Origin of the sequence: Micromonospora sp. NPDC003816 (genome assembly GCF_042874705.1) — a bacterium.
Taxonomy (GTDB): Bacteria; Actinomycetota; Actinomycetes; order Mycobacteriales; family Micromonosporaceae; genus Micromonospora.
In genome coordinates this window covers 723,565-746,374 of record NZ_JBIANP010000001.1, presented here as the reverse complement: position 1 = coordinate 746,374, position 22,810 = coordinate 723,565, and the positions used below count along the sequence as shown (strand labels likewise).

General features: G+C 72.4%; 21 protein-coding genes and 2 riboswitches. Of the genes, 1 reads left to right on the top strand and 20 read right to left on the bottom strand.

Features of this window, described 5'->3' with window-relative positions; translation table 11 throughout:
* Nucleotides 1–62: 62 nt before the first annotated feature.
* The 20 genes from cofC to ACFYTT_RS03155 form a co-directional block, all read right to left on the bottom strand.
* Nucleotides 63–761: a 2-phospho-L-lactate guanylyltransferase gene (gene cofC / locus ACFYTT_RS03250; protein WP_131053163.1), complete on the bottom strand. Its 699-nt coding sequence runs from the start codon at nt 759–761 to the stop codon at nt 63–65.
* Entirely contained in the window at nt 758–1,588 is an 831-nt protein-coding gene (locus ACFYTT_RS03245) for a nitrilase-related carbon-nitrogen hydrolase (RefSeq protein ID WP_131053162.1), read from the bottom strand. Before ACFYTT_RS03245 ends, cofC begins: the two co-directional genes overlap by 4 nt.
* A 109-nt stretch (nt 1,589–1,697) precedes the next feature.
* Entirely contained in the window at nt 1,698–2,705 is a 1,008-nt protein-coding gene (locus ACFYTT_RS03240) for an LLM class flavin-dependent oxidoreductase (protein ID WP_176093751.1), read from the bottom strand.
* A gap of 42 nt (nt 2,706–2,747) precedes the next feature.
* Nucleotides 2,748–4,163 carry a dihydropyrimidinase gene (gene hydA, locus ACFYTT_RS03235; RefSeq protein WP_131053160.1) on the bottom strand — a complete coding sequence of 472 codons (1,416 nt, stop codon included), beginning with the start codon at nt 4,161–4,163 and terminating at the stop codon, nt 2,748–2,750.
* A 47-nt stretch (nt 4,164–4,210) separates the two neighbouring features.
* Nucleotides 4,211–5,572: an aminotransferase class III-fold pyridoxal phosphate-dependent enzyme gene (locus tag ACFYTT_RS03230; RefSeq protein WP_131053159.1), complete on the bottom strand. Its 1,362-nt coding sequence runs from the start codon at nt 5,570–5,572 to the stop codon at nt 4,211–4,213.
* A gap of 30 nt (nt 5,573–5,602) precedes the next feature.
* The gene (locus ACFYTT_RS03225) at nt 5,603–6,166 is read right to left on the bottom strand and encodes an amino acid synthesis family protein (protein WP_199489138.1); all 564 of its coding nucleotides are present in this window, start codon (nt 6,164–6,166) and stop codon (nt 5,603–5,605) included.
* A gap of 129 nt (nt 6,167–6,295) precedes the next feature.
* Complete coding sequence (locus tag ACFYTT_RS03220) at nt 6,296–7,165, bottom strand: nitrilase family protein (protein WP_387257450.1); 870 nt, start codon at nt 7,163–7,165, stop codon at nt 6,296–6,298.
* Nucleotides 7,159–8,643 carry an NAD-dependent succinate-semialdehyde dehydrogenase gene (locus ACFYTT_RS03215; RefSeq protein WP_387257448.1) on the bottom strand — a complete coding sequence of 495 codons (1,485 nt, stop codon included), beginning with the start codon at nt 8,641–8,643 and terminating at the stop codon, nt 7,159–7,161. Before ACFYTT_RS03215 ends, ACFYTT_RS03220 begins: the two co-directional genes overlap by 7 nt.
* Before the next feature lie 58 nt (nt 8,644–8,701).
* Nucleotides 8,702–9,493, bottom strand: a complete 792-nt coding sequence (locus ACFYTT_RS03210; protein WP_161594958.1) for an IclR family transcriptional regulator — start codon at nt 9,491–9,493, stop codon at nt 8,702–8,704.
* Nucleotides 9,494–9,606: 113 nt separating this feature from the next.
* Entirely contained in the window at nt 9,607–10,785 is a 1,179-nt protein-coding gene (locus ACFYTT_RS03205) for an ABC transporter substrate-binding protein (protein ID WP_387257445.1), read from the bottom strand.
* Nucleotides 10,786–10,805: 20 nt separating this feature from the next.
* Nucleotides 10,806–11,627, bottom strand: coding sequence for an ABC transporter permease (locus tag ACFYTT_RS03200; protein WP_131053155.1), 822 nt, complete (start codon nt 11,625–11,627; stop codon nt 10,806–10,808).
* A complete protein-coding gene (locus tag ACFYTT_RS03195; protein WP_131053154.1) occupies nt 11,624–12,415 on the bottom strand; it encodes an ABC transporter ATP-binding protein in 792 nt (263 codons plus the stop codon). The genes ACFYTT_RS03200 and ACFYTT_RS03195 overlap by 4 nt, the downstream gene beginning before the upstream one ends.
* A gap of 38 nt (nt 12,416–12,453) precedes the next feature.
* Nucleotides 12,454–13,410: an ABC transporter permease gene (locus ACFYTT_RS03190; RefSeq protein WP_387257444.1), complete on the bottom strand. Its 957-nt coding sequence runs from the start codon at nt 13,408–13,410 to the stop codon at nt 12,454–12,456.
* A 375-nt stretch (nt 13,411–13,785) separates the two neighbouring features.
* Nucleotides 13,786–14,745: an ECF transporter S component gene (locus ACFYTT_RS03185; protein ID WP_387257441.1), complete on the bottom strand. Its 960-nt coding sequence runs from the start codon at nt 14,743–14,745 to the stop codon at nt 13,786–13,788.
* On the bottom strand, nt 14,742–16,373 hold the full coding sequence (locus ACFYTT_RS03180; RefSeq protein WP_387257438.1) for an ABC transporter ATP-binding protein: 1,632 nt from the start codon (nt 16,371–16,373) through the stop codon (nt 14,742–14,744). Before ACFYTT_RS03180 ends, ACFYTT_RS03185 begins: the two co-directional genes overlap by 4 nt.
* Nucleotides 16,370–17,617 carry a CbiQ family ECF transporter T component gene (locus ACFYTT_RS03175; protein ID WP_387257435.1) on the bottom strand — a complete coding sequence of 416 codons (1,248 nt, stop codon included), beginning with the start codon at nt 17,615–17,617 and terminating at the stop codon, nt 16,370–16,372. The genes ACFYTT_RS03180 and ACFYTT_RS03175 overlap by 4 nt, the downstream gene beginning before the upstream one ends.
* Nucleotides 17,610–18,554, bottom strand: a complete 945-nt coding sequence (locus ACFYTT_RS03170; RefSeq protein WP_387257433.1) for a hypothetical protein — start codon at nt 18,552–18,554, stop codon at nt 17,610–17,612. Before ACFYTT_RS03170 ends, ACFYTT_RS03175 begins: the two co-directional genes overlap by 8 nt.
* Nucleotides 18,551–19,999: a prenyltransferase/squalene oxidase repeat-containing protein gene (locus tag ACFYTT_RS03165; protein ID WP_387257431.1), complete on the bottom strand. Its 1,449-nt coding sequence runs from the start codon at nt 19,997–19,999 to the stop codon at nt 18,551–18,553. The genes ACFYTT_RS03170 and ACFYTT_RS03165 overlap by 4 nt, the downstream gene beginning before the upstream one ends.
* 146 nt (nt 20,000–20,145) lie before the next feature.
* Nucleotides 20,146–20,215: riboswitch (cobalamin riboswitch) on the bottom strand.
* A 125-nt stretch (nt 20,216–20,340) separates the two neighbouring features.
* Nucleotides 20,341–20,829 (bottom strand): hypothetical protein, encoded by a 489-nt coding sequence (locus ACFYTT_RS03160; protein ID WP_357214083.1) that lies wholly within the window; start codon nt 20,827–20,829, stop codon nt 20,341–20,343.
* A gap of 40 nt (nt 20,830–20,869) precedes the next feature.
* Complete coding sequence (locus ACFYTT_RS03155; protein ID WP_387257428.1) at nt 20,870–21,925, bottom strand: peptidase; 1,056 nt, start codon at nt 21,923–21,925, stop codon at nt 20,870–20,872.
* Nucleotides 21,926–22,021: 96 nt separating this feature from the next.
* A riboswitch (cobalamin riboswitch) is annotated at nt 22,022–22,151 on the bottom strand.
* Nucleotides 22,152–22,254: 103 nt separating this feature from the next.
* Between ACFYTT_RS03155 and ACFYTT_RS03150 the strand changes: the two genes are divergently transcribed.
* On the top strand, nt 22,255–22,794 hold the full coding sequence (locus ACFYTT_RS03150; RefSeq protein WP_176093747.1) for a DUF4240 domain-containing protein: 540 nt from the start codon (nt 22,255–22,257) through the stop codon (nt 22,792–22,794).
* Nucleotides 22,795–22,810 lie beyond the last annotated feature (16 nt).

Sequence of the window (22,810 nt, the reverse complement as noted above, 5' to 3'; positions counted from 1 at the left end):
CTCCGGTGGGGTGCCGACCTCGTGATCAGTGAATCATTCTCGACGTCCGGGCCGAGGTCACCTCAGGCCGGGTGCCGGATGCCGTGCGGATGGGCCCGACGAACGGGCCGGGTGCCGACGGGCGGGCCGACGGACGGTGGTGTCGCGGCCCACGCCCGGGTGCCGGCCCCGAGGTCACCGACCCGCAGGTCCAGCAGGTGGGCCACGGTGTCCACGTCCCGGCGCAGCCCCGGGGCGAGCACCGGCAGGTCGTGGTAGCCGTCGGCGAGGAAGCGGCGGCGCGAGCCGGGCCCGAGGTAGGGACGGAAGTCGGCGGCCTCGGTCAGTGCCAGCAGGGTGGTGCCGGTACCGTCGGCGTCCGACACGACCGCCCGTGGGTACGCTCCGGCCGCCGCCAGCGCCGCGTCGAACTCCGCCGGACGGGCCGCGGCGAGGTCGGCCATCACCACGGCCAGGCGCGCGTCGCCGTACGCCTCGCCGGCGAGCCGGAGCGCCGCCTGGACCTCCGCGTTCAGGTCCGGCGGGCCGACGCGGCCGGCGACCACGGCACCGCAGGCCAACGCCGTAGCGGTGACCTGCGGGTCGGTGGTGGCGACGACCACGGCGCGGACCCGCCGGGCCCGGGTCAGCCCACCGAGCACGTCGGTCAGCATCGCCCGGGCCAGCGCGGCACGGTCGGTGGCGGCCAGGCCGACACACCTGGTCTTGGCCGCCGCGAAGGACTTGGCGGGTACGACCACCACCCACGGACCCGGGGTCACGTCTCCGGCTCCATCCGGGTCAGCCGACCGTACAGCTCGGGCCGGCGGTCGCGCAGGAACGGGCGGCGACGGCGGGACAGGTCCACCAGGTCCAGGTCGACCTCGGCCACCGCGATGTCGTCCCGGTCGTCGGCGGCCTGGGCGAGCACGTCGCCGTTGGGGCCGTAGACCGCGCTGAGGCCGAAGTACTCCTTGGTCCCCTCGGTGCCGACCCGGTTCGCGCAGATGACGAAGAGCCCGTTGAACACGGCGTGGGCGCGCAGCTCCAACTGGAACACCTCGCGCATCGGCGCGCTCGCCGAGGCGACCGGTACGCAGAGCACCGAGCCGCCGCGCAGGGCCACCACGCGGCTGAGTTCGGGGAAGTGCCGCTCGTAGCAGATGATGGTGCCGACCCCGGTCTCGCCGGTCTGCACCACGTCGGGCTCGGTGCCGCCCGGCTGGAAGTAGAACTTCTCCGGGAAGCCGTTGGAGAACGGCAGGTGCGACTTGCGGTACACCGACTTCAGCTCACCGTCGACGTAGGTGCAGGCCGTGTTGTGGTAGACGCCGGGGACCTGGCCCGCCTCGAAGATCGAGGAGACGACCGTCATCCGGTGCCGCTTCGACCGCTCGGCCGCCATCCGGTTCGAGGGACCGTCGAGTCCCTCGGCGTACCGGAAGTAGTCCAGGTCGGGTTCGGGCTGGACGAACGGCACCGCGAACAGTTCCGGCAGCAACAGGATCCGGGTGCCCTGGTCGGCGGCGGCGTCGATCAGGTCGGCGGCGCGGCCGATCGTCTCGGTCCGGTCGTCGGTGGCGCGGAGTTGCAGGGCGGCGAGTTTCACGAGGGGACCTTTCCGACCACCGGGGCGACGCCGGTCAGAGCCGGCCCCGAACGGTCTGCTACCGCTGATGAGCGCTGATCAGGACTGCGGTCAGGGGTTCCGGCCCCGGTCATGCCTTTGCGGCCTGGGCCAGCCGGGTGAGGGTCTGCTCCTTGTCACCGAGCGTGGAGATGATCGGGCAGCGCACGCCGGCCTCCTGGTACGCCTGGAGCTTCTGGAAGGCGTCGTCGGTGGTGCCGCAAGCGGTGACGTTCTGCACCAGGCTGTTCGGGACCAGGTGCATCGCCCGCTTGATGTCCTCGGGCGTGGCGGGCCACCCGGCGATCTCCTGCAACCGGTCGACGAGTTCCCGCTCCACCCCGCAGTGCTCGGCGATGTGCGGCTGCTGGCACAGATAGAGGGTGAGGAACGCCTTGCAGGCGTCGATGGCCTCCTGCGGGTCGTCGTCGTTGACGCTGCACGAGACGATCTGGGTCAGGTCGATGGCGTCGCGGCCGTCGGTCCGCTTGGCCAGGCCACGGCCGATCGCCTGCTTCGCACCCACCATGTACGACGGCGGCAGCAGGAAGTCCATGTGCACGCCGTCGCTGATCTCACCGGCGAGTTCGAGCATCCGGGGACCGACCGCGCCGATGTAGATCGGGATGTCGACCGGCTTGTTCTCCCGGTACATGCTGTCGAAGCGCACGTCCTGCATCTGGACGAACTCACCGTCGAAGTTGACGACCTCGTTGCGGAAGAACGTCTGGAGGACGGTGATGTACTCGCGCATCGACTTGAGCGGCTTGGACAGCGGCTGGCCGACCTTGGTCGCCAGCGGCTCCCACCAGGCGCCGATGCCCAGGATGGCCCGGCCCGGCGCGATCTCGTCCAGCGTCTTGAAGGTGACCGCCATCAGGGCCGCGTTGCGGCTCTTGTTGTTGACCACACCGGTGCCGATCTTCACGTTGCGCGTCTTGCTCGCGATGATCGCCGCCGGGACGATGCCGTCGCGGGCGAGTCGTCCCTCGGCGACCCAGACGGACTCGAACCCGTTCTGGTCGGCGAACTCGGCCTGCCAGTAGGTCTGTTCCAGGCTGAGTCGCTCACCGACGTGGATACCCAGGGGAAGTGTCATCTGTCCAGCTCCGCTCGTACGTGGTGCAGGGGATTCGGTGGGTCAGAGGAGACGCGGCGCGTCGCGGGTCAGGAAGGCGCCCCGGCCGGGGGTGTCGGTCCGCAGGCCGTCGGGGTCGACCAGGTGCTCGCCCCGGGAGAAGACGTGCACCGGTCGGCCGGTCACGCGCATGCCCTCGTAGATGTTGTAGTCGGTGCGCGTGTGCGAGCCCGCCGCCGTGATCACGTGGTCGGCGGCCGGGTCCCAGACCACCAGGTCGGCGTCCGCCCCGACCGCGACGACGCCCTTGCGGGGGAAGAGGCCGAACAGCTTGGCCGGGCGGGCGGCGACCAGGTCCACGAAGCGGCACGGGTCGATCACCCCGCTCACCACGCCGGACTGCCAGAGGACCATCAGCCGGTCCTCGACGCCGGGGACACCGTTGGGCACCTTGGGGAAGTAGCCGGGGCTGCGCAGCTTCTGCGGCGGCAGGTCGTCGGGTTGGTGCAGGCAGAAACCGGCGTGGTCGGTGGCGACGGTGGAGAGGGCACCGGTGGCGAGCATCCGCCACAGGCCGTCCTGGTTGCTGCGTTCCCGGATCGGCGGGGAGCAGACGTACGCGGCGGCCCGCTCCCCCAGGTCGGCGTAGTCCTCGTAGGCCACCACGAGGTACTGCGGGCAGGTCTCGCCGTAGACCCGTGACCCGGCGGCCCGGGCCCGGCTGATCTCGTCGGCCGCCTCCGCGCTGGACACGTGCACCACGTACAGCGGTGTGCCGATGGTGTCGGCGAGCACGACCGCGCGGTGCACCGCCTCGGCCTCGGAGTCGTGCCCGTGCGCCCGCATGTGGAAGCTCTCGGCGGTCCGGCCGCTGTCCACCAGGCGCCGCACCTCGCGGGCCACCATGTGTCCGTTCTCGGCGTGCACCATCGGCAGCACGTCGAGGTCGCGGGCCAGCTCGAAGCCGTCGAGCAGCTCGTCGTCGTCGACCATCTGGCCCGGGTAGGCCATGAAGAACTTCCAGCTCGTCGCGCCCTCGCCGACCAGCCGGCGCAGGTCGTCGAGGACGTCCGGCTGGGCGGCGCGGGGCGGGACGATGGCGTGCAGGCCGACGTCCACCACGGCCTTGGCCGCCGCCGTGTCCCGCCGCCGCAGGTACGTGTCGTACAGCGTCCGGTCGGGTTCCTTCTTGACGAAGTCGATGACCGTGGTGGTGCCGCCGCACGCCGCCGCGACCGTGCCGCTGTGGAAGTCGTCGGCGGTGTGGGTGCTGAAGCCGTCGACCGGGTACTCCAGGTGGGTGTGCGCGTCGATGCCACCGGGCATGACCAGCTTGCCCGTCGCGTCCACCACGTGGTCGGCGGTCCAGTCCGTGCCGGTGCCGAGGGCGACGATCCGGCCGTCGCGTACCAGCACGTCGGCGCGGATCGCGGCGTCGGCGTTGACGACCGTGCCGTTGGTGATCAGCGTCGTCGGCATCGTGCCTCTCCTCTCCCCGGCGGGTCCGTCACCCGCCGGGCCGTGGCTCAGTTCTGGTAGTGCTCGTCGGCGAGGTCGAGCACCTCGTCGAGGACGCCGAGCGCCAGGTCGATCTCGTCGGCGGTGATGACCAGGGGCGGGGTCAGCCGCAGGACGTTGAAGTTGGCGGTCAGGTAGACGCCCCGCTGCATCGCGGCCTTGAGCAGCCGGCCGACCGGTGCGGCGGCCGGTCCCTTGGCGTTGAAGGGCACGAGCGGTTCGCGGGTGTCGCGGTCGCGGACCAGTTCCACGCCGTAGAACAGCCCCCGGCCCCGGATCTCGCCGATGCTCGGGTGGCGTTCCGCCAGCGTGGCCAGACCGGCACCGAGCCGCTCCCCCATCGCCCGCGCGTTGCCCACCACGTCCTCGTCCTGCATGATCCGCAGGGAGGCCACGCCGGAGGCGCAGGCGAGCGGGTGCCCGGCGTACGTCAGGCCGCCCCAGAACATGTTGTCGCGCAGCCACTCGGAGATCCGGGTGGAGACCGTCATCGCGCCGAGCGGCACGTACCCGGAGTTCAGCCCCTTGGCGGTGGTGAGGATGTCCGGCACGACGTCCCAGTGGTCGCAGGCGAACCACTCGCCGGTACGCCCGAATCCCGCCATCACCTCGTCGAAGATGAGCAGGATGCCGTACCGGTCGCAGACCTCGCGCAGCGAGCGCAGGTAGCCGTCCGGCGGGTAGAGCAGCCCGTTCGTGCCGGTGACCGGCTCGACGATCACGGCGGCCACGGTCTCCGGGTTCTCGTACCGGAGGATCTCCTCCAGGTGCGGGCCGCCGGAGCAGACCGGGCAGGGGTCGGGGTGCCCGGCCGGGCAGCGGTAGGTGTACGGGTCGAGCATCCGCACCACACCGCTCATCCCCGGCTCGGCCGCCCAGCGGCGCGGGTCGCCGGTCAGCGACATCGCGCCCGCCGTGGCGCCGTGGTACGAGCGGTACCGCGCGATGACCTTCTGCCGGCCGGTGACGTGCCGGGCCAGCCGGACGGCGTTCTCGTTGGCCGCCGCGCCGCCGGTGGTGAAGAAGCTCATCTTGAGGTCACCGGGGGTGATGCCGGCCATCATCTCGGCCAGTTCCGCACGGGACCGTTCGGCGAAGCCGGGTCCGATGTAGCAGAGCTGTTCGGCCTGGGCGCGGATCGCCTCGACCAGTCGGGGGTGCTGGTGGCCCAGGTTCAGGTTGACCAGTTGGGACTGGAAGTCGAGGTAGCGGCGGCCGTCGTAGTCCCAGAACCACGAACCGGATCCGCCGGCCACGGGAATGGGGTCGAGCTTGCCCTGCACCGACCAGGAGTGGATGACGTACTCCTTGTCGGTCTCCTTGAGCCGCTCGCTGGTCCAGGTGGTGGTGTCGGTGTCGGTGATGGTCATCGGCTGGCTCCGTCCCGTCGAGCGCTGGCGTCAGTTGCTCTTGAGCTCGGCGCCGAAGGCGGCGAGGCGGGCCAGCGGGCGTCCGGTGTTCGACGCGGCGCAGACCACGAGGATCTCCCGGGGCCGGGGCACGTCGGCCACCTGGAGGGTCACCGTCTGGTGGTGGGACCGGGTCTTCGAGTCCAGCTTGTGCTTGAGCGGGATGTCGATCGGGCTGCCGGGTACGCCGACCTTCTCGGCGGCGGGCAGCAGCTCGGTGCCACCGGCGGCCGTCCGGAAGACGTTGCCGAAGCGCAGGTTGTGGATCAGCGCCGAGCCGTGCTCGACCTCGCCGTCGATGCCGACGAGCGCGGCCTTGCCGAACGCCTCGACCTCGGCCCCGAGCAGTTCCACGCAGGCGGGGCCGACCAGCTCGCCGATCTCCTGGCCGATCTCGTCGGCCAGGGTGACCAGGTCCTGCACGTACTCGCTGGGGTAGGGATTCTCGATGACCACGCCGGCGAAGGCGACCCGGTGCACCGGCTGCACCGCTCTGCCGTTCTCCAGCCGCGTCTCTTCGAGGTGACGGATCAGCTTGCGAACCCGGATGCTCACGATCACTCCTTAGTGGTTCATTGGATGAACCATTGGTTCATATCCTGGCGTTGCCGAGGGTGCGAGTCAATAGCCCCCAGGGACGTATCCGGCTATCCGGCGAGGTTCATCTCTCGCCGTCCACGCAGGTCAGCGCGGTGACGGCAGCACTGCGGGCAGAGCCGGTCCGTCGGTCACATAGAGATCGGTCCGCCGGTCGGCGAGCGGTTGGTTGAACGGGTTGTGCAGCCGTTGCGCCCGCGTACCGATCAGGTCCACCTCGGCCAGCACGAGTTCCTCACGGTCCCCGCTGGCCGGGCCGGCGATCGGCCAGCCGTCCGGTCCGACCAGGACCGACCGGCCGATGAAGGGTTGACCGCGTTCCGCCCCGATCCGGCTGATCCCGGCGACGTAGCACTGGTTGGAGTGCGCGCCGGTCATGCACATCAGGTTCGCCATCGCCGGTGCCGCCCTCGGCTGTCCCGGCACCGGCACCCAGTTCGACGGCAGCACCACCAGGTCGGCCCCCTGCACCGCGGCGCTGCGGAACGTCTCGGGGAACCAGGCGTCGTAACAGATCCCGATGCCGATCCGGCCCAGTGGCGTGTCGAAGACCGGGAAGCCGTCGACGTTGCGGTCGTAGATGTCCTTCTCGTCGTTCCACAGGTGGGCCTTGCGGAACGTGCCGAGGTGCCCGGTCGGACCGATCAGCACCGCCGAGTTGAAGACCGCGTCGCCGTCGCGCTCGGTCACCCCACCCACGATCCACACGTCCAGTTCGGCGGCGAGCCGCGCCCACGCGGCGACCGTCGGCCCGTCCGGCACCGGCTGGGCGTACCGGGTGGCCTCCGCCCGGTCGGCGAAGACGTACCCCGCCGAGGCCGCCTCGGGCAACACCACGAGTCGGGCTCCCCGCTCGGCCGCCGCCCGGATCCAGGCGGACGTGCCGGCGACGTTCGCCGCGACGTCACCGAAGACCGGGGCCATCTGCACCCCGGCGAGCAGGAAGCGGGTCACCATGGTGCCCGCACCGCCGCGTACTTGACGGTGAGGTACTCGTCGATGCCGACCGTCCCGCCCTCGCGCCCCAGACCGGACTGCTTGACGCCGCCGAACGGGGCCGCCGGGTTGGAGATGACGCCCTGGTTGAGGCCCACCATCCCGCTCTCCAGCCGCTCGGTCACCCGCAGACCACGGCCCAGGTTCTCGGTGAAGACGTACGCGGCCAGGCCGTACTCGGAGGCGTTGGCCAGGCCGACCGCCTCGTCCTCGTCGTCGAAGGCCACCACCGGGGCGACCGGGCCGAAGATCTCCTCGCGGATGCACCGGGCGTCGTCCGGCACACCGGAGAGCACGGTCGGCGCGAAGAAGTGCCCCGCTCCCTCGACCGGCCCGCCACCGGTGACGACCGCCGCACCGGCCTGCGTGGCGTCGGCGACCAGCTCGGCGACCGAGGTCACCGCGACGCCGTCGATGAGCGGCCCGACGTCGGTCGACGGGTCCAGCCCGTGCCCGACCCGCAGCCCGCCGAGTCGCTCGGCGAGCGCCTCGACGAAGCGCGACGCCACCGAGCGGTGCACATAGAACCGGTTCGCGGCGGTGCACGCCTCGCCGACGTTGCGCATCTTGGCCTGGACCGCCCCCTCGACGGCCAGGTCGAGGTCGGCGTCGGCGAAGACCAGGAACGGCGCGTTCCCGCCCAGTTCCATCGAGGTCCGCAGCACCCGGTCGGCGGACTGGGCCAGCAGGGTCCGGCCGACCGGGGTCGAACCGGTGAACGACAGCTTGCGCAGCCGCTCGTCGGTGAGCAGGGCCGAGGTGACCCGGCCGGACTGCGAGGTGGTGATCACGTTGACCACGCCCCGGGGCAGGCCGGCCTCCTCCAGGATCTGCACCAGCGCCAGCATGGACAGCGGGGTCTGCTTGGCCGGCTTGACCACGACGGTGCACCCGGCCGCCAGGGCGGGACCGATCTTGCGGGTGCCCATCGCCATCGGGAAGTTCCACGGGGTCACCAGCAGGCAGGGGCCGACCGGTTGGCGCATCACCACGACCCGCGAGTTGCCGCCCGGCGCCGGCAGGTAGCCGCCGTCGATGCGGACCGCCTCCTCGGCGAACCAGCGCAGGAACTCGGCGGCGTAGCTCACCTCGGCCTGGGACTCGGCGAACGCCTTGCCCATCTCCAGCGTCATCATCCGGGCCAGGTCGTCACGGCGCTCGATGATCAGGTCGAACGCCCGCCGCAACACCTCGCCCCGTTCCCGGGGCGGGGTCGCGGCCCACCCGGCCTGGGCCCGGGCGGCGGCGGCCAGCGCGTCCCGCCCGTCCTCGACCGAGGCGTCCGCCACCTCGGCGACGGTCGTGCCGGTCGCCGGGTCCTCCACGGGCAGGACGGCACCGTCCCGACCCGCGCGCCACTCGCCGTCGACGTACAGCCCCTTGGGGGTCTTGTCGACCACCGTCAGTGCCGCCGCCAACACCTCGGCTGGTACGGCCATTGTCTCCTCCTTCACCGCACACCTCGCCGTGGACGAGCCGGTGCGGTCGGCGGGTGCCCTAGCGTCTGGCGAAGGCACTCGGAATGTCGATGTCTGCGTTACTGAGCAGGTCGGTGAGCTGCCGGGCGGCCTTGATCACCGACTCCGCCATGGTGTCGATGCGCTCGCGGGTGATCCGGTACGTCGGCCCGCCGATCCAGACCGCGTACGGCGTGTTGCCGCGCAGCCGCACCGGTGCCGCGACCGATGCCGCCCCGACCTCAAGTTCGTCGTACGCGAAGGCGAATCCGCGCTCCCGGACCGCGTCCAACGAGGCCACGAAGGACTCCAGGTCGCCCACCTCCGGCGGGGCGTGCTCGGCGAACTCCTCGGTGAAGTCCTCCCACACCGACTCCGCGCTCAGCGCCGCCAGCAGCACCTTGCCGGTGGAGGTGGCCCAGACCGGCTGGGTACGGGGTACCGGCTTGAGCGTCTGCCCGATCAGCGACGGACCCGGCACCTGCGCCACGACCATCACCTGTGGTGGCAGCAGCACGTCGAAGCCGGCGGTCTCCCGGGTCTCCTCGGCGAGGTTGCGCAGCACCTCGCGCATGTGGCCGTAGGCGCCACCGCCGTCGAGCAGTCCGCCCACGATGGAGAGCAGACCGAGGGACACCCGGTAGCGACGGGTGATCGGATCCAGGGTGAGCCAGCTCTCCCGCTCCAGCACGGTGAGCACCCGATAGCAGGTGGCCTTCGGGATACCCGCCTCGCGGGCGACCTCGCTGAGCCCGACACCTTCCGGGTGCGCCGCCACCGCCCGCAGGAGCCAGATCGTGCGTCGCACCAGGCCCGCCTCACTGGGCGCCATCGCTACCTCCATCAATTGCCGTCAGCCGTGAGATACGGCCCACATCTTGGCAGAAGCCATCGGCTGCGGCCGGGTGCCGAACGGCGGGAGCCGCGCGGCACCCGGCCGCTCGCCTACCTGCCGCCTTCGGTGATCGTCACGGTCTCCGGCGTGTAGGAGTTCCCGTTGGCGTCGAAGCCGTCGGCGTTCAGTTCGTCGTTGGCGCGCTTCGACAGGTCGGTGCGGAACGCGTCGGAGTCCGGCACGCCCTTGAGCACCCCGCCGCCCATCGCGATCTTGATCGTCTGGTCCCAGGCCGCCTGGTCCATCATCCCGACGCCGTTGGCGGCCGGCCAGATCAGCTTGTTGATCTCGTTGAGCATCCAGGTCTGGTGTCCTTTGCCCAGCGCGCTACCGGCGTTGAGCACGATGTCCACACAGTCGTCCAGCTCGTCGCGGCAGAAGCCCCAGCCCCGGTAGGACGCCTTGAGGAACTTCACCGCCGTGTCCTGGTTGGCCTGCTCGTTGAGCCAGTCACCCCGGGCGTAGACGCCGTCCTCGAGGCTGGTGTAGCCGGCGTCCTGGAGGTTGATCACGGAGAAGTCCGACGGCTGGTACAGCTCGCCGGTGTCCGGGTTCTTGGTCTCCAGCAACTGGGCATACTCGTTGTAGGTCTTGGCCTGGGCGGCGTCGACCTCCTTACGCAGCAGCAGCGACATGTCGAACGGCTGCTGGATGATCTCGGCGTCCTTGGTCGGGTCGACACCGGCGTCCTTCATCGCGGCGAAGAGCACCAGCTCGTTGCCGTAACCCCAGCTGCCGACCTTCTTACCCTTGAGGTCGGTCAGCTCCTTGATGCCGGAGTCGGCCCAGGCGACCTGGAGGTACGCGCCGCGCTGGAACACCTGGCCGATGTTGACCAGGTCCGCGCCCTGTTCCCGGGTGACCATCGTCTTGGTGACGTGGCTGACCGCGAACTCGGCGTTGCCGGCGGAGAGCACCTGCTGGGGGACGATGTTGACGCCGCCCTCCTGGATGGTGACGTCGAGGCACTCCTCGGCGTAGTACCCCTTCTCCTTCGCCGCGTAGTAGCCGGCGAACTGGGCCTGGGCGACCCACTGGAGCACCACCCGGACCTTGGTGGTCGACTCGCAGTTCTTGGCGGCCTCGGCCGCGGACTCGCTCGGGCCGTCGGACATGCCGCCGCAGGCCGAGGCGGCGAGCAGGACGGCGGCGAGGCTGGCGGCGATCGTGATCGGGCGGTTCCTCCGCGAGGTCCGCCGTAGGTGCAGGGCCATATCTGACTCCAACATTTCGTGGGGGATCCGGGCTCTTAGGAGTCGCTGTCGTGCAGGGACTCGTGCCAGGGCATCAGGAGGCGTTCCAGCAGGGACGTGGCACCGAACAGCAGCAGACCGAGGGCACTGGCCACGGCGATCCCGGCCCAGGCGTACTCGAAGCGGGGCAGGGCCGCCTGGTAGGCGATGTACACCCCGAGCGCGTTGCTCGGTCCACCGAAGTACTCGGTCACGATCACGCCGATCACGGCGAGCGTGCTGCCGAGTTTGAGCGCGTTGAACAGGTACGGCAACGCGTTGGGCAGCCGCAGCATGAGCGCCACCTGTCGTGGCTGTGCCGCGAGCGACTGCATGATCTCCAGGTGCAGGGGTGAGACCTGGAGGAGTCCCCTGGTGGTGTTGACCAGGACCGGGAAGAAGACCATCACCGCGGCCACCCCCGCCTTGGACATCGGGTTGGTGACCCCGAACCAGTTGTTGAAGATCGGTGCGAGGGCCACGATCGGGGCGCAGTTGATGATGACGGCGGCGGTCAGCACCGGGCCGGACACGCCCGGGAAGCGGCTGAGCGCCAGCGACACCGTGACCCCGGCGACCGCGCCGAGGAAGAGGCCGAGGAGTACCGCCCGCACGGTGACCACCGAGGCCGACATGATCGTGCCGAACTCGGAGCGGAACGCGGAGGAGATCTCCACCGGCGCCGGCACGATGAACGACGGGACGTCGAAGACCGTGACGACCAACTGCCATGAGCCGAGGATCACCACCGCCGTGAGCACGACCGGCAGGAACCGGCCGAGGGCCGTCCGCACCGCGGCGGCGGGCGGGGTGGTCCGCGCGAGAGGCGTGGCGCTCATCGGGCCGCCTGCTCGGCCGGGGCGCCGTGCAGCGCCGCGCGCACCTCGGTCACCTTGGCGAAGAACGCGTCGGTGGTCCGGGTCGCCGCGGTCCGTGGGTACGGCAGGTCGACGTCGATGCTGGCGGCGATGCGGCCGGGCCGGGCGGACATCACGACGATCCGCGAGGAGAGGAAGACCGCCTCGGAGATGCTGTGCGTCACGAAGACGACCGTGGTTTGGGTGTCCGACCAGATCCGGAGCAGCTCGCCCTGCAGGCGTTCGCGGTTCATCTCGTCGAGCGCGCCCAGCGGCTCGTCCATGAACAGGATCTCCGGGTCCGCCGAGAGCGCGCGGGCGATAGCCACCCGCTGCTGCATGCCGCCGGAGAGCTGCCAGGGGAAGTGGCGGGAGAAGTCGGTGAGCCGGACCAGTTCCAGCATCTCGTGGGCCTTGGCCCGCCGGGTCGACTTGTCCACTCCGGCCACCTGCAACGGCAGTTCGACGTTGCGCTGCACGGTCCGCCACTCGAAGAGTCCGGCCTGCTGGAAGACCATGCCGTAGTCCCGGTCCAACCGGGACGCGGCCGGCGTCTTGCCGTTGAGCGACACCGTGCCGCTGGTCGGCTCGGTGAGGTCGGCCAGGATCCGCAGCAGCGTGCTCTTGCCGCAACCGCTGGGACCCAGCAGGGACACGAACTCGCCCCGCTCGATCGACAGGTCGATGTCCTCAAGCGCCGTCACCGTGCGGTCTCCGCCGGTGAACTGCTTGGTGACTCCTCGCACGGAAATGATCGCGGCCTCGGACATCAGCTTCTCTCCAGGAGTTGTGGAGGCGGACGGGGTGGTCACCGGGTCTGCCGGTTCCGGAGCGCCACGCGCTCGATGAGTGCCAGGGACTGCACGAAGACGATGCCGGCCGCCGCCGCGACCAGGACGGCCGCGTACAACTTCTCGGGGCCGTTGGAGTAGTAGTAGGCGAAGGTGAGGATGGCCCGGCCGATGCCCCGGCCGGTGCCTGCGGAGAGCTCGCCGACGATCGCGCCGACCACGCTCGCGGTCGCCGCGAGGCGCAGGCCGGCGAAGACGAAGGGCAGCGCCGCGGGCATCCGCAGCCACCCGAGTACCTGCCAACGGCCGGCACCGACGCTGCGCATGAACTCCAGTTGGACCTTCGGCGGCGACTTGAGGCCGCGCAGGGTGTTGATGGTGACCGGGAAGAACGCGAGGTAGGCGGCGATGCCGGTGACCGCCACCCAGGGGGGTGCGCCGGCCTTGCCGCCCCAGATCACGATCATCGGTGCGATGGCCACCAGGGGGACCGTCTGCGACGCCACCAGCCAGGGCATCAGCCCCTTGCTCAGCGGCACCACGTTCAGGAAGAGGACGGCGAGCAGCAGTCCGAGCGACGCGCCGGCCACCAGGCCGTAGAACGCCTCGCGCAACGTCACGCTGGTCTCGCCGAGCAGATAGACGCCGAGTGTGGTCGCGTCGCCGCGCCGGGCCGGTTCGACGAGTGCGCCGAGGATCGTCCACACGTGCGGCATCGACAGGTCGTCGGTGGCGACGGGGAAGGCGATCCGGGTGCCGGGCACGATGTCGCCGACGGCCCGGCCCACCGCCTTGTACCCCTCCCACAGGCCGGCGAGCGCCGCCACCACGAGGACGGCACCGACGGCATCGCGACCGCGTCTGCTCGCGGCGGCCAGTCGGGCGGATCGGCGGCGTGGTGTCGGCGGGTCCACCTGCCCGGCGGGTCCGCCCTGGGCGGCCACCGCGGCGGTGGTCGTTCTTGTCACGGTCATGCAGGCACTCTCCGAATCCCTCGGAAGCGTCGTCTGGCGTGGGATCCGCCGGGCTTCCCCCGGCCCGGATCGGATCACTGAGTGAACTGGTGGTTCACCATAGGAGCGTGAGCGAGGCCACGTCAACGGTTCTGAGCCGTCCTCAGATCACGATTTACGACCTCGTAACCCACGCTCACCTGCGGATACCGCAATCCGGGCAGACGTCCACCACTCGTCGCCACACTCCGCGACAGATCAGGCACTACACGTGTCGGCGGCCCCTGACGAGGCCGTGCAGCGGTCGTGGCGACGGGGGTCAGGACAGCGCGGAACCCCTTGTGTCGGCCGCCGACCGCGTCCGGGCAAACCCGTCCGCCGACCGGGCACCCCGGCTCATCGTTCGGGTGGCGTACCGCCCCCGGTTCGTCCCGGCAGGGCGGTCGGCACCGCGTCGGGCCCGACACCGTGCCCGCCGACGGGCGCACCCGACGCGGAGTCGACCGTCGCAGTGGCCGTCCCGGAGTCGACCGTCGGCGTACCCGACGCCGGGCCGACCGTCGGCGCGGCGAAGGTCACCGGGGCGTCGAACGCGGCCCGGCGGGCGGCCCGGCGCAACGCGGCCAGGACCGCTGGACCGACCAGGACGATCGCGACGGCGGTGGTGACCGCCCGGCCGGTGTCCCAACCGAAGGTGGAGGTGACGGCGGTGAAGACCGCGAAGCGGTGCAGGTTCTCCAGCATCGGCGCACCGGCGACGTACGAGAGCTGGGTGTCCGCGCCGACGCTGAACGGCCAGAACCAGAGGTTCATCAGCAGCCCGTACGCGTAGGCGGCGACCGCTCCGTACCCGGCCAGCACGGCGATCTCGGCCCGCCCCCGCAGCCGGGACGGCAGCAGCCCCGCGCCGAGCCCCAGCCAGGCGGCGGCCAGCATCTGGAACGGCAGCCAGGGTCCGACCCCGGCGGTGAGCAGCGCGGAGGCGAACAACGAGATGGCGCCCAGCAGGAAGCCAAAACCGGGCCCGAACACCCGACCGGCCAGCACCAGCAGGAAGAACACCGTCTCGATCCCGGCGGTGCCGGCGCCGAGCGGGCGGAGCGCGGCGTTGACGGCGGCGAGCACGCCGAGCATCGCCAGGGCCTTGCTGTCGATGCCGCCGGAGCTGAGTTCGGCCAGGACGAGGGCGAGCAGGACCGGCAGGACGACGATGAAGACCAGCGGCGCCTCCGTGGTCCGCGCCGTCGCCTCCGGCTGCGCGGGCACGAAGAACGGCCAGGTGAAGGTGGCGAACGCGGCGACGGAGGCCAGGGTCAGGATGACGGCCGTACGCGGGGCGACCCGCAGCACGCTCACCGCGCCGACCCGGATCGGGCCAGTGCCGTGGTGACCTGGTCCACTGTCAGCCAGGGCTGCGGGGCCAGGACCTTGGCGACCTGGGGCGCGAACGCCGGTGAGGCGAGCATGACCTCGGCGGCGGTGCCGTCGGCGACGATCTCGCCCTGGGCCATCACCACCACCCGGTCGGCGAGGCTGGCGACGAGTTCCACGTCGTGGGTGGCGACGACGACCGCCCGACCCTGCGCGGCCAGCCGCCGGACCACGGTGGCGAACTGCCGTTTGGCCCGGTAGTCCAGTCCCCGGGTGGGCTCGTCGAGCAGGACCACCGGCGGGGCGGCGGTGAGCTGGACCGCGAGCGCGAGGGCCAGCCGCTGTCCCTCCGACAGGTCCCGTGGGTGCCGGTCGGCGGGCAGTCCGGGGGTGAGGTGGTCCAGCAACGCCCGGCACGTGCCGGCGGGCATCTCGGACTCCCGATCGGCCTGGGCGCACTCGGCGTCCACCGTCTCCAGATAGAGCAGGTCGCCGGGGGTCTGCGGGACCAGACCGACCCGGCGGCGGGCCCGCGCGGCGGGCAGCGTCTTCGGGTCCGTGTCGCCGTCCGGGCCGGGCACGGTCACCGTGCCGCCCTGTCGGGGGCCGCTACCCTGCACCGCCCAGAGCAGGCTCGACTTCCCGGAGCCGTTGCGGCCCATCAGGGCGACGACCTGGCCCGGGTGCAGGTCGAGGTCGACACCGCGCACCGCCACCGTGCCCGGGTAGCGCACCACCACACCCCGCGCGGCCAGCGCCGGTACGCCCTCCGGTGCCGGTGCCGCCGGTGGGGGCGACGCGTCGGCGAGCCGTTGTCGGAGGTCGCCCGCGCGCCGTCGTGCGTCGCGGACGGAGAGCGGCAGGGGTGTCCAGCCGGCGGCACGACCCAACTCGATCAGCGGTGGGGCCAGGTCGATGTCGGCGAGGACGGCGTCCGGTGGCCCGTCGAGGACAGTGCCGTCACCGGGGAGGTAGAGCAGCCGGTCGGCGTACTGCACGACGCGTTCGAGTCGGTGCTCGGCCACCACCACGGTCACGCCGAGGTCGTGGACCAGGCGGGTGACGGCGGCCAGGACGTCCTCGGCGGCCGTCGGGTCCAGCGCCGAGGTCGGTTCGTCGAGCACCAGCACCTGCGGGTGACTGGTGAGGACCGCACCGATGGCGACCCGCTGCTGCTGCCCGCCGGAGAGTGTCCGCAGCGGACGGTCCCGCAGCTCGGCGATGCCGAGCAGGTCGAGGGTCTCCTCGACGCGCTTGCGCATGACCGGCGCGGGCAACGCGAGTTGTTCCATGCCATAGGCGAGTTCCTCCTCGACGGTGTCGGTGACGAAACCGGCGAGCGGGTCCTGACCGACCACGCCGACGACGTCGGCGAGGTCACGCGGCGGGTACGTGCGGGTGTCCCGGCCGTGCACCGTCACCGTGCCGTACAGGGTGCCGCCGGTGAAGTGCGGCACGAGGCCGTTGATCGCCCGCAGCAGCGTCGACTTGCCCGCCCCGGTACGCCCGGCGACCAGGCACAACTCGCCCTCCGGGATGTGTAGGCAGACGTCCCGCAGCATCGGTTCACGGCTCTCCGCGTACCGGACGGTGACCCGGTCGAAGTCGATCATTGGTGCGCCTCCGGCTGGGCGGTGTCGCGGCGCGACGTGTGGCCGGTGCGGCCCGTCGTCGCCGCCGAGGGGACGGCCAGCGTTCGCGCGGCGGGATTCGCCGTCGGTGCCGGTGGGGCCAGCCAGCCCGGCGCCACGGCCACCAGCACGGCGAGCACCACCAGGGGCGTCAACTCCGGCCAGGTGAGCGGACTGACCGGTGGGTAGAGCCGGTCCGGGTCCACCGTGCCGGCCGTCATCATCAGCGCAGCAGTGGCCAAGCCGCATCCGGCGACGGTCAGCTCGGCCAGCCGCCACCGGTCGGGACGGTAGCGGCTGCGGCGGACGTGGCGGCCCGCCAGCAGCATCCCGGCGACCGCCGTGGCCAGGCCGGCGAGGAGCATCGGCAGACCGAGGTAGCCCGGCACGGTCGCGTCGAGCAGGCCGTACGTGCCGACGCAGACACCGACCAGCCCGGCGAGCACCAGGGCACCGGTGAGGGCACGTCGACCGGCCGGCACGGCGGCGGTGCGTCCGTAGCCGCGCGAGTCCATCGCCGCCGCCAGCGCGAGCGACCGGTCCAGGGCGTCGGCCAGCACCGGCAGGGCGATGCCGCGCAGGGCACGCAGGCCACGCCCGGAAGCGCCGCGCAGTCGGCGGGCGCGGCGTACCCGCAACACGCTCTCGACCAGTTGCGGGGCGACCGACAGGGCGACCACCACCGCCGTGCTGATCGCGTACAGGGCACCGGGCACCGCCTTGAGCAGCCGTTTCGGGTTGGCCAGGGCGTTGGCGGCACCGAGACAGATCAGCATCGTCGCCAGCCGCAGCCCGTCATAGAAGCCACCGAGGAGCTGTTCGGCGGCGACCGGCCCGAACAGCCGGATACCGGCCGCCCAGGCCGGCAGCGGGATCTCCGGCAGGTGGAGCAGGACATGGTCGCCCTGGCCACCACCGAAGACGAGCCGGAACAGCACCCGCATCGCCACGATCACCGCACCGAGCACCAGGTACATCCGGAACGCCAGCGCCCAGGGGGCGTCGCCGCGACGGCGGACCACCACCAGCGCGGCCGCGGCGACGATCATCGCCAGCGGCAGCGGATTCGTGGTGTGGCTGGCCGCCGTCGCCAGTCCGAGCGCCCAGCACCACCACGCGCCCGGGTGCAGGCTGCGCGGCAACCGGCCGGCCCCGGCGGACCGGGCCCTGGACGGCACCGGCACCCGGGCGGGTGGGCCGCTGTCGACGACGGACCGGTCAGTCATCCGGTTCGGCGGTACGCCGACGACGGGCCGCGAGGACACCTCCGCCGACCAACGCGACCAGCAGGAACACGCCGGCCAGGGTGCCCAGCGGCAGGCCGTCGCCGTCCCGGGCCCCGGTGACCTCGACCGGCGGGAGCGATCCCGTCGGGTCGGTCGGTGGCGCGGGCGCGGCACCCAGCGGTGGGACGCCGCCTGTCGTCGGCGGCACCTCCGGCGGCGGGCCGGAGGCATCGCCGGTCGGCGCGACCGGGGCCGGGGCGGCGGGCGTACCGCCCACACCGGTCGGGGCGCCGACGCCCGGCGCCCCGGGTGCGCCTGCGGCCGGCGGCGGGACCACGGGCGGCGGGGCGCCCGGCGGTGGCGGGGCGGGTGCGGGTGGTGGCGGGGCCGGTGCCGAGGTGCGGGGCGGCGGCGGTGCCGCAGGTGTGGTGCGCGGGGGTGGTGCCGGCCGGTTCGGTGCCACCGCAGGCCGGGGCGCGTTGTCGGCGCTACGGTTGAAGGAGAACGACCAGCCTTCGAAGCTGCCCGCCGGTGGCTTGCGGTTGAGGACCCCCCGGTCGCTGTACGCCCACGAACCCCCGTCCGGCGCGTGCCAGTACGACCAGTAGGCGCTGGCCGGCGGGGTATCGACGCACTTCTCCGTGGCGGTCGAGGGTTTGCCCTCGATGCGGCAGATGAAGCCCTCGCCCCAGCGCAGGGTGCCGGCGATCTGGAACCCGGCGTTCTTCAACGCCGCCAGACCGGTGGCCTGGTCGCCCGGGGCGCAGCGGACCACCACCCCACCGCCGAGTTCCTTGAAGTCGACGACCACGGTCACCCCGTTGGCGTCGGGACAGTGGCCGGCACGGCCGGCGGCCTGTGCCGGAACCGCCCCGACGGCCGTGCTCGCGCCGGCCACCGCGAGCACCAGTGCCGCGCGGATCGCACGGCGGCTCATGTGGCCCGCCGGCGGCCCAGCACCAGCAGCACCGCTCCCCCGCCGACGAGCAGCAGCGCGGTGAGCACGTACGCGCCGATGGCCACGCCGGTCGTCGGCAGGCGTCCCGGGCCGCCCGCGACAGGGCTGGTGCTCACGGTCGGTGTGGCGACCGGCGTGGACGGCGTGTCACTCGGGGACAGACTCGGCGTCGCGCTGGCGGTGGGCGGGGCGGTCGGTGGCGGTGGCGAACTCGGCGTCGGTGACGCGGTCGGCGTCGGTGAGCCGGTGGGCGTGGGCGACGCGCTGGCCGACGGGGTGGGGCCGCCGGTGGGCGGCGGGTCGAGACCGATCCGCCCGAGCGGCACCTGGGCCAGGCCGAGCAGCGCCTGGGCGGTGGCCCGACGCCACTGGTCCCGGAGGTTGTCGGTGATGCCCGCGCCGACCGCCTCGGTCAACGCGTCGGTGTTGTAGGCGATGGCACCGGCCTCGGCCGCGGCGACACCGCCGTTGCCCGTGGTGAGCTGGAGTGCCGCCAACGCCTCGGCGGCCCGCTTCGCTTCGCTGTCCCGCCCCGCCGCGGCCAGGGCCTGCCCGGCGAGGCCGGTGCTGTTGGAGTTCGCGCCGCTGGTCGGCCCCGACCCGCCGAACGACCCGTCGGCGCGTTGCTGTGCCGCCAGCCACTGGGCACCGCGCTGGGCGGCGTCGTCCGCGCCGTCGGCCCCGCTGGCCAGCAGCGCCTGGACGGCCATCGCGGTGGAGTCGACGTCGAGCGTGGCGTTGCCCTGGGCGTCGCAACTCGGCGACGGTGCGCCGTCCGCGTCGGGATAGAGCCGGAAGCCGCCGGCCACGCACTGCTGCCGGACCAGGAAGTCGGCCGTCTCCTGCGGTGCGCCACCGCTGCGGGCCAGCCCGAGGAGGGCGAAGCTCTGGTCGAAGGTGTTGGACGGGTCCTGGCCGGACGCCTCGGTGGTGCGGCTGGTGATCCGGCCGTGCTGGTGGCCGGTGTCCGCGCCGGAGACTAGTGACAGGGTCTCCGCCCGCAGGTCCCAGCCGCCGAAGTCGGTCGGGTCACCACCGGCGGCGGAGGCGGCGTAGAGCAGCTTGGCGGTGGCCCCGCCGTCGGTGAAGCCCTCGATGCCCCAGTCGTCGTAGCTGTTGTAGGAGCGCACGTTCGCGGCGATCTGTGCGGTCGCCGCCTGCCGGGTCGACGCGTCGACGCCGGTGGCCGCGAGGGCGAGCACGCCGTCGATGGTGAGGCCCCAGTCGGCACCGCCGAACGGGCCGGGCAGGACTCCGTCGGCGTACTCGCCGGCGAGCCAGCGCGCGGCGTCGCCGGCGGCGGCGGTGTGGGTCGCGGTCGGTGCGGCCACCCCGCCCAGCGGTGTGGCGACGACGACGGCGAGCGCGGTGGCGGTCGCGGCGCCGAGTCCGGCGCCGACGCGCCGGAGCGAGCAGGAAAGCATGAGGGGTGCCTTTCGCAGAGCGGTCGGTGAAAGCTCCGGAAGGCACCGGCGGCATCCCGTACACGTGGTCGCGACGAGATGCCGAAAGTCGGCTACCCGGACCCCACCCTGTAGACCTCGACAGTGGAAGCCGCTCGTCCTGTTCGGGGCATTCCGGCTCGCGAGACAGAGCTCGCACACGGTTGCGGGTCAGCGCCGGCTTCGACCGGCTTCCCCCCGAACGGGACGCATTCAGTTGTGGCCCGGCAGGCCGGGTGTCGACACCGTACCGCCCGGTCGCCCTACGGCGCCAGACGGCGTCGACACCCGGCGGGCGCGCGGCCCGTCAGGCAACCCGCAGGTCAGGGGGCGGTGATGCTGGGTGCCGTGCCGGTGCCGAAGGACCATCCCTCGACCGTTCCCGGCGCCGGGTTGTAGCTGGTCGCCCCCAGCGTGCTGTAGGTCCAGGCGGCGCCGCTGCCGGAGGCGTGCCAGTAGGACCAGTACGCGCTGGCCGGCGGGGTGTTGACGCAGGGCTCGGTGGCGGAGGTCGGCTGGCCGTTGATCCGGCAGATGAACGCCAGACCCCATCGTTGCGTCCCGGTCACCGTGTAGCCGGCTCCCTGGAGCGCGGCCAGCCCGGTGGCCGGGTCGCCGAGCGCGCACGCCACCTGGACGCCACCGCCGAGCGGGCCGTAGTCGACCACGACGGTGACCCCGGTCGTGCCGGTGCAGGCGGCGGCGTGGGCGGCGCGCGGCGACGGTTCGACGGCGATCAGGCCGAGTGCGACGACGGCCGCGGCCAGCAGGCCGGCGAACCACCGGCGGGCGGGACTCTGGACATGGGACATGGGCACTCCTTCGCCTCAGGGAACGGGAATCGGTGGGTGATCAGAGGCAGGGCAGGGTGGGTGCGCCGGTGGCGGCGCCGACGGACGAGAGCCGTGCGTACCCGGTGCCGGTGACACCGAGGACGGCCTGGGCGGTGGCGCGGGTGGCGGTGCCCGGGTCGAAGGCCCCGCCGTCGAAGTCGACGGCGCCCCGGTCGGCCGTCGGCGCGGCGCAGCCGACCTGCAACCCGGTCAGGAAGATCCGGGCCCGCAGCCAGGCCAGCGGTCGGCCGCCGTCGCGCAGGGCCTGCGCCGCCAGTCCGGTGCTGTTGGCGTTGGCGATCCCGTCGGCGTTGACGAACCCGCCGTCGACCCGCTGCACCGACACCAGCCAGCGCAGTGCCGCGGCGGCATCGGAGTGTCGTCCGGCGGCCCGCAGCGCCTGCGCCGTCAGGGCGGTGGCGTCCACGTCGGAGTCGCAGACCGGCTGCGCCGGCAGCACCGGGTAGCCGCCGTCCGGGCACCGGGTGCCGACCAGCCACGCGGCGGCCGACGGGGGCACGCCCGCCACGGTCCGGCGCAACGCGAGGATCGCGAAGGACTGGCTGAACGCGTTGCTGTAGTCACCCCACGCCGACCGGTCGGTGAAGCGGCCGTCGGGCGCCTGCAACCCGCGCAGCCGGGTGACGAGGTCCACCCCGCCGACGTCGGTCGGGTCGCCGCCGCGTACCGCGACGGCGAGGGCGAGCTTGGCGGTCGCGCCCGCGTACGCCTCGGTGGTGCCGTCGCCGACATAGCCGTCGCGGACGTCCGGCCGGGTGACCCAGGCCAGCGCCGACGCGCCGAAGTCGTCGGCGACACCGGCGGCGGCGAAGGCGAAGACCGCGTCGAGGGTCAACCCCTGGTCCGGGTACGCGACGCCGTCGAAGACGGTCTCGAATCGTTCCCCGTCGACCAGTTGCCGGGCCAGCCAACCGGCGGCTGCGTCCGAGCGGACGCCGCCCACCTGGACGGGGGCGGCGATCGCCGGACCGGTGAGAGTCAGGGTCAGGGTGAGGGCGGCGAGCACGCCGCAGAGCAGGGTGAGCGGGCGGTGCCGGCTCAGGCGGACGACCATCGGGCGCGCCTTTCCGGCCCGGCGGTCGTCAGAAACCCGGCCCGCCCGTCAGGACGTGGCTGGCCGGCCTCCGACCCGTGGGCCACGACGGGTGAGGTGCAGGAGCGCGGGTACGGCAGGTATTCGGGCTCGCCACCGGGGTTACCCCCGGCGGCCCACCGTTGCGGGCCAGCGCCGGACTTCGACCGGACTTCCCCCACACGTGACCGCGGCTGTGGAATTGTCGGGCCAGTCTGATCGGCCCTCGCCGTCGCTGTCAATGTGCGACCGGTCGCACGCCGTGCGTCACGCCGACTCCCGATGTCGGTGCTCGCCGCTATCGTCCGGCCATGACGAACAGTGATCTTGCCGTCCCCCCGACGCTGCCGACGGCCGAGGAGGAGGACCGCTTCTGGGCGCTGGTGGAGCAGGCGTGGGCCGGGTTGGGGCCGGAGCCGGCGGCCCTGCGTCGCGCCCTGATCGACCGCGATCCGGCGCACGACGACGGGTACGCCATGGACCCGTGGCTCGACCCCTTCCTCGACGAGCTGCGCCGGCTCTCCGCCGACCTGTCCCGCGCGGAGTTGGTCGCCCTCGACCGGGTGATCGAGCGCAAGCTGTACGACATCGACCGCGCCGACATCCACGAGATCACCGACGGTTCCGACGACGGCTTCCTGTACGCGCGCGGCCACATCGTGGCGTTGGGCCGGGAGTTCTACGAGGCAGTCCGGGCGAATCCGGCGACGGCAGTGCCCGACGCCGGCTGCGAGGGCTTCTGCTACCTCTTCTCCCACCTGCATCACGAGCGGTTCGGTGACTGGCCGGAGACCGGCTCGGGGATCAGCCGGGAGTCGTGCAGCAATCCGGCCGGCTGGGCCGACGCGTAGCTCCCGTCGGCACGAC

Excerpts from the sequence above, each read along its gene's own strand:
- ACFYTT_RS03240 (WP_176093751.1), bottom strand. The coding sequence starts at position 2,705 with ATGACACTTCCCCTGGGTATCCACGTCGGTGAGCGACTCAGCCTGGAA.
- ACFYTT_RS03210 (WP_161594958.1), bottom strand. The coding sequence starts at position 9,493 with ATGGCGCCCAGTGAGGCGGGCCTGGTGCGACGCACGATCTGGCTCCTG.
- ACFYTT_RS03200 (WP_131053155.1), bottom strand. The coding sequence starts at position 11,627 with ATGAGCGCCACGCCTCTCGCGCGGACCACCCCGCCCGCCGCCGCGGTG.
- ACFYTT_RS03230 (WP_131053159.1), bottom strand. The coding sequence starts at position 5,572 with ATGACCATCACCGACACCGACACCACCACCTGGACCAGCGAGCGGCTC.
- ACFYTT_RS03175 (WP_387257435.1), bottom strand. The coding sequence starts at position 17,617 with ATGACTGACCGGTCCGTCGTCGACAGCGGCCCACCCGCCCGGGTGCCG.
- ACFYTT_RS03150 (WP_176093747.1), top strand. The coding sequence starts at position 22,255 with ATGACGAACAGTGATCTTGCCGTCCCCCCGACGCTGCCGACGGCCGAG.
- ACFYTT_RS03165 (WP_387257431.1), bottom strand. The coding sequence starts at position 19,999 with ATGCTTTCCTGCTCGCTCCGGCGCGTCGGCGCCGGACTCGGCGCCGCG.
- ACFYTT_RS03190 (WP_387257444.1), bottom strand. The coding sequence starts at position 13,410 with ATGACCGTGACAAGAACGACCACCGCCGCGGTGGCCGCCCAGGGCGGA.
- ACFYTT_RS03160 (WP_357214083.1), bottom strand. The coding sequence starts at position 20,829 with ATGTCCCATGTCCAGAGTCCCGCCCGCCGGTGGTTCGCCGGCCTGCTG.
- ACFYTT_RS03215 (WP_387257448.1), bottom strand. The coding sequence starts at position 8,643 with ATGGCCGTACCAGCCGAGGTGTTGGCGGCGGCACTGACGGTGGTCGAC.
- hydA (WP_131053160.1), bottom strand. The coding sequence starts at position 4,163 with ATGCCGACGACGCTGATCACCAACGGCACGGTCGTCAACGCCGACGCC.
- ACFYTT_RS03170 (WP_387257433.1), bottom strand. The coding sequence starts at position 18,554 with ATGAGCCGCCGTGCGATCCGCGCGGCACTGGTGCTCGCGGTGGCCGGC.
- ACFYTT_RS03180 (WP_387257438.1), bottom strand. The coding sequence starts at position 16,373 with ATGATCGACTTCGACCGGGTCACCGTCCGGTACGCGGAGAGCCGTGAA.
- ACFYTT_RS03220 (WP_387257450.1), bottom strand. The coding sequence starts at position 7,165 with ATGGTGACCCGCTTCCTGCTCGCCGGGGTGCAGATGGCCCCGGTCTTC.
- ACFYTT_RS03205 (WP_387257445.1), bottom strand. The coding sequence starts at position 10,785 with ATGTTGGAGTCAGATATGGCCCTGCACCTACGGCGGACCTCGCGGAGG.
- ACFYTT_RS03195 (WP_131053154.1), bottom strand. The coding sequence starts at position 12,415 with ATGTCCGAGGCCGCGATCATTTCCGTGCGAGGAGTCACCAAGCAGTTC.
- ACFYTT_RS03155 (WP_387257428.1), bottom strand. The coding sequence starts at position 21,925 with ATGGTCGTCCGCCTGAGCCGGCACCGCCCGCTCACCCTGCTCTGCGGC.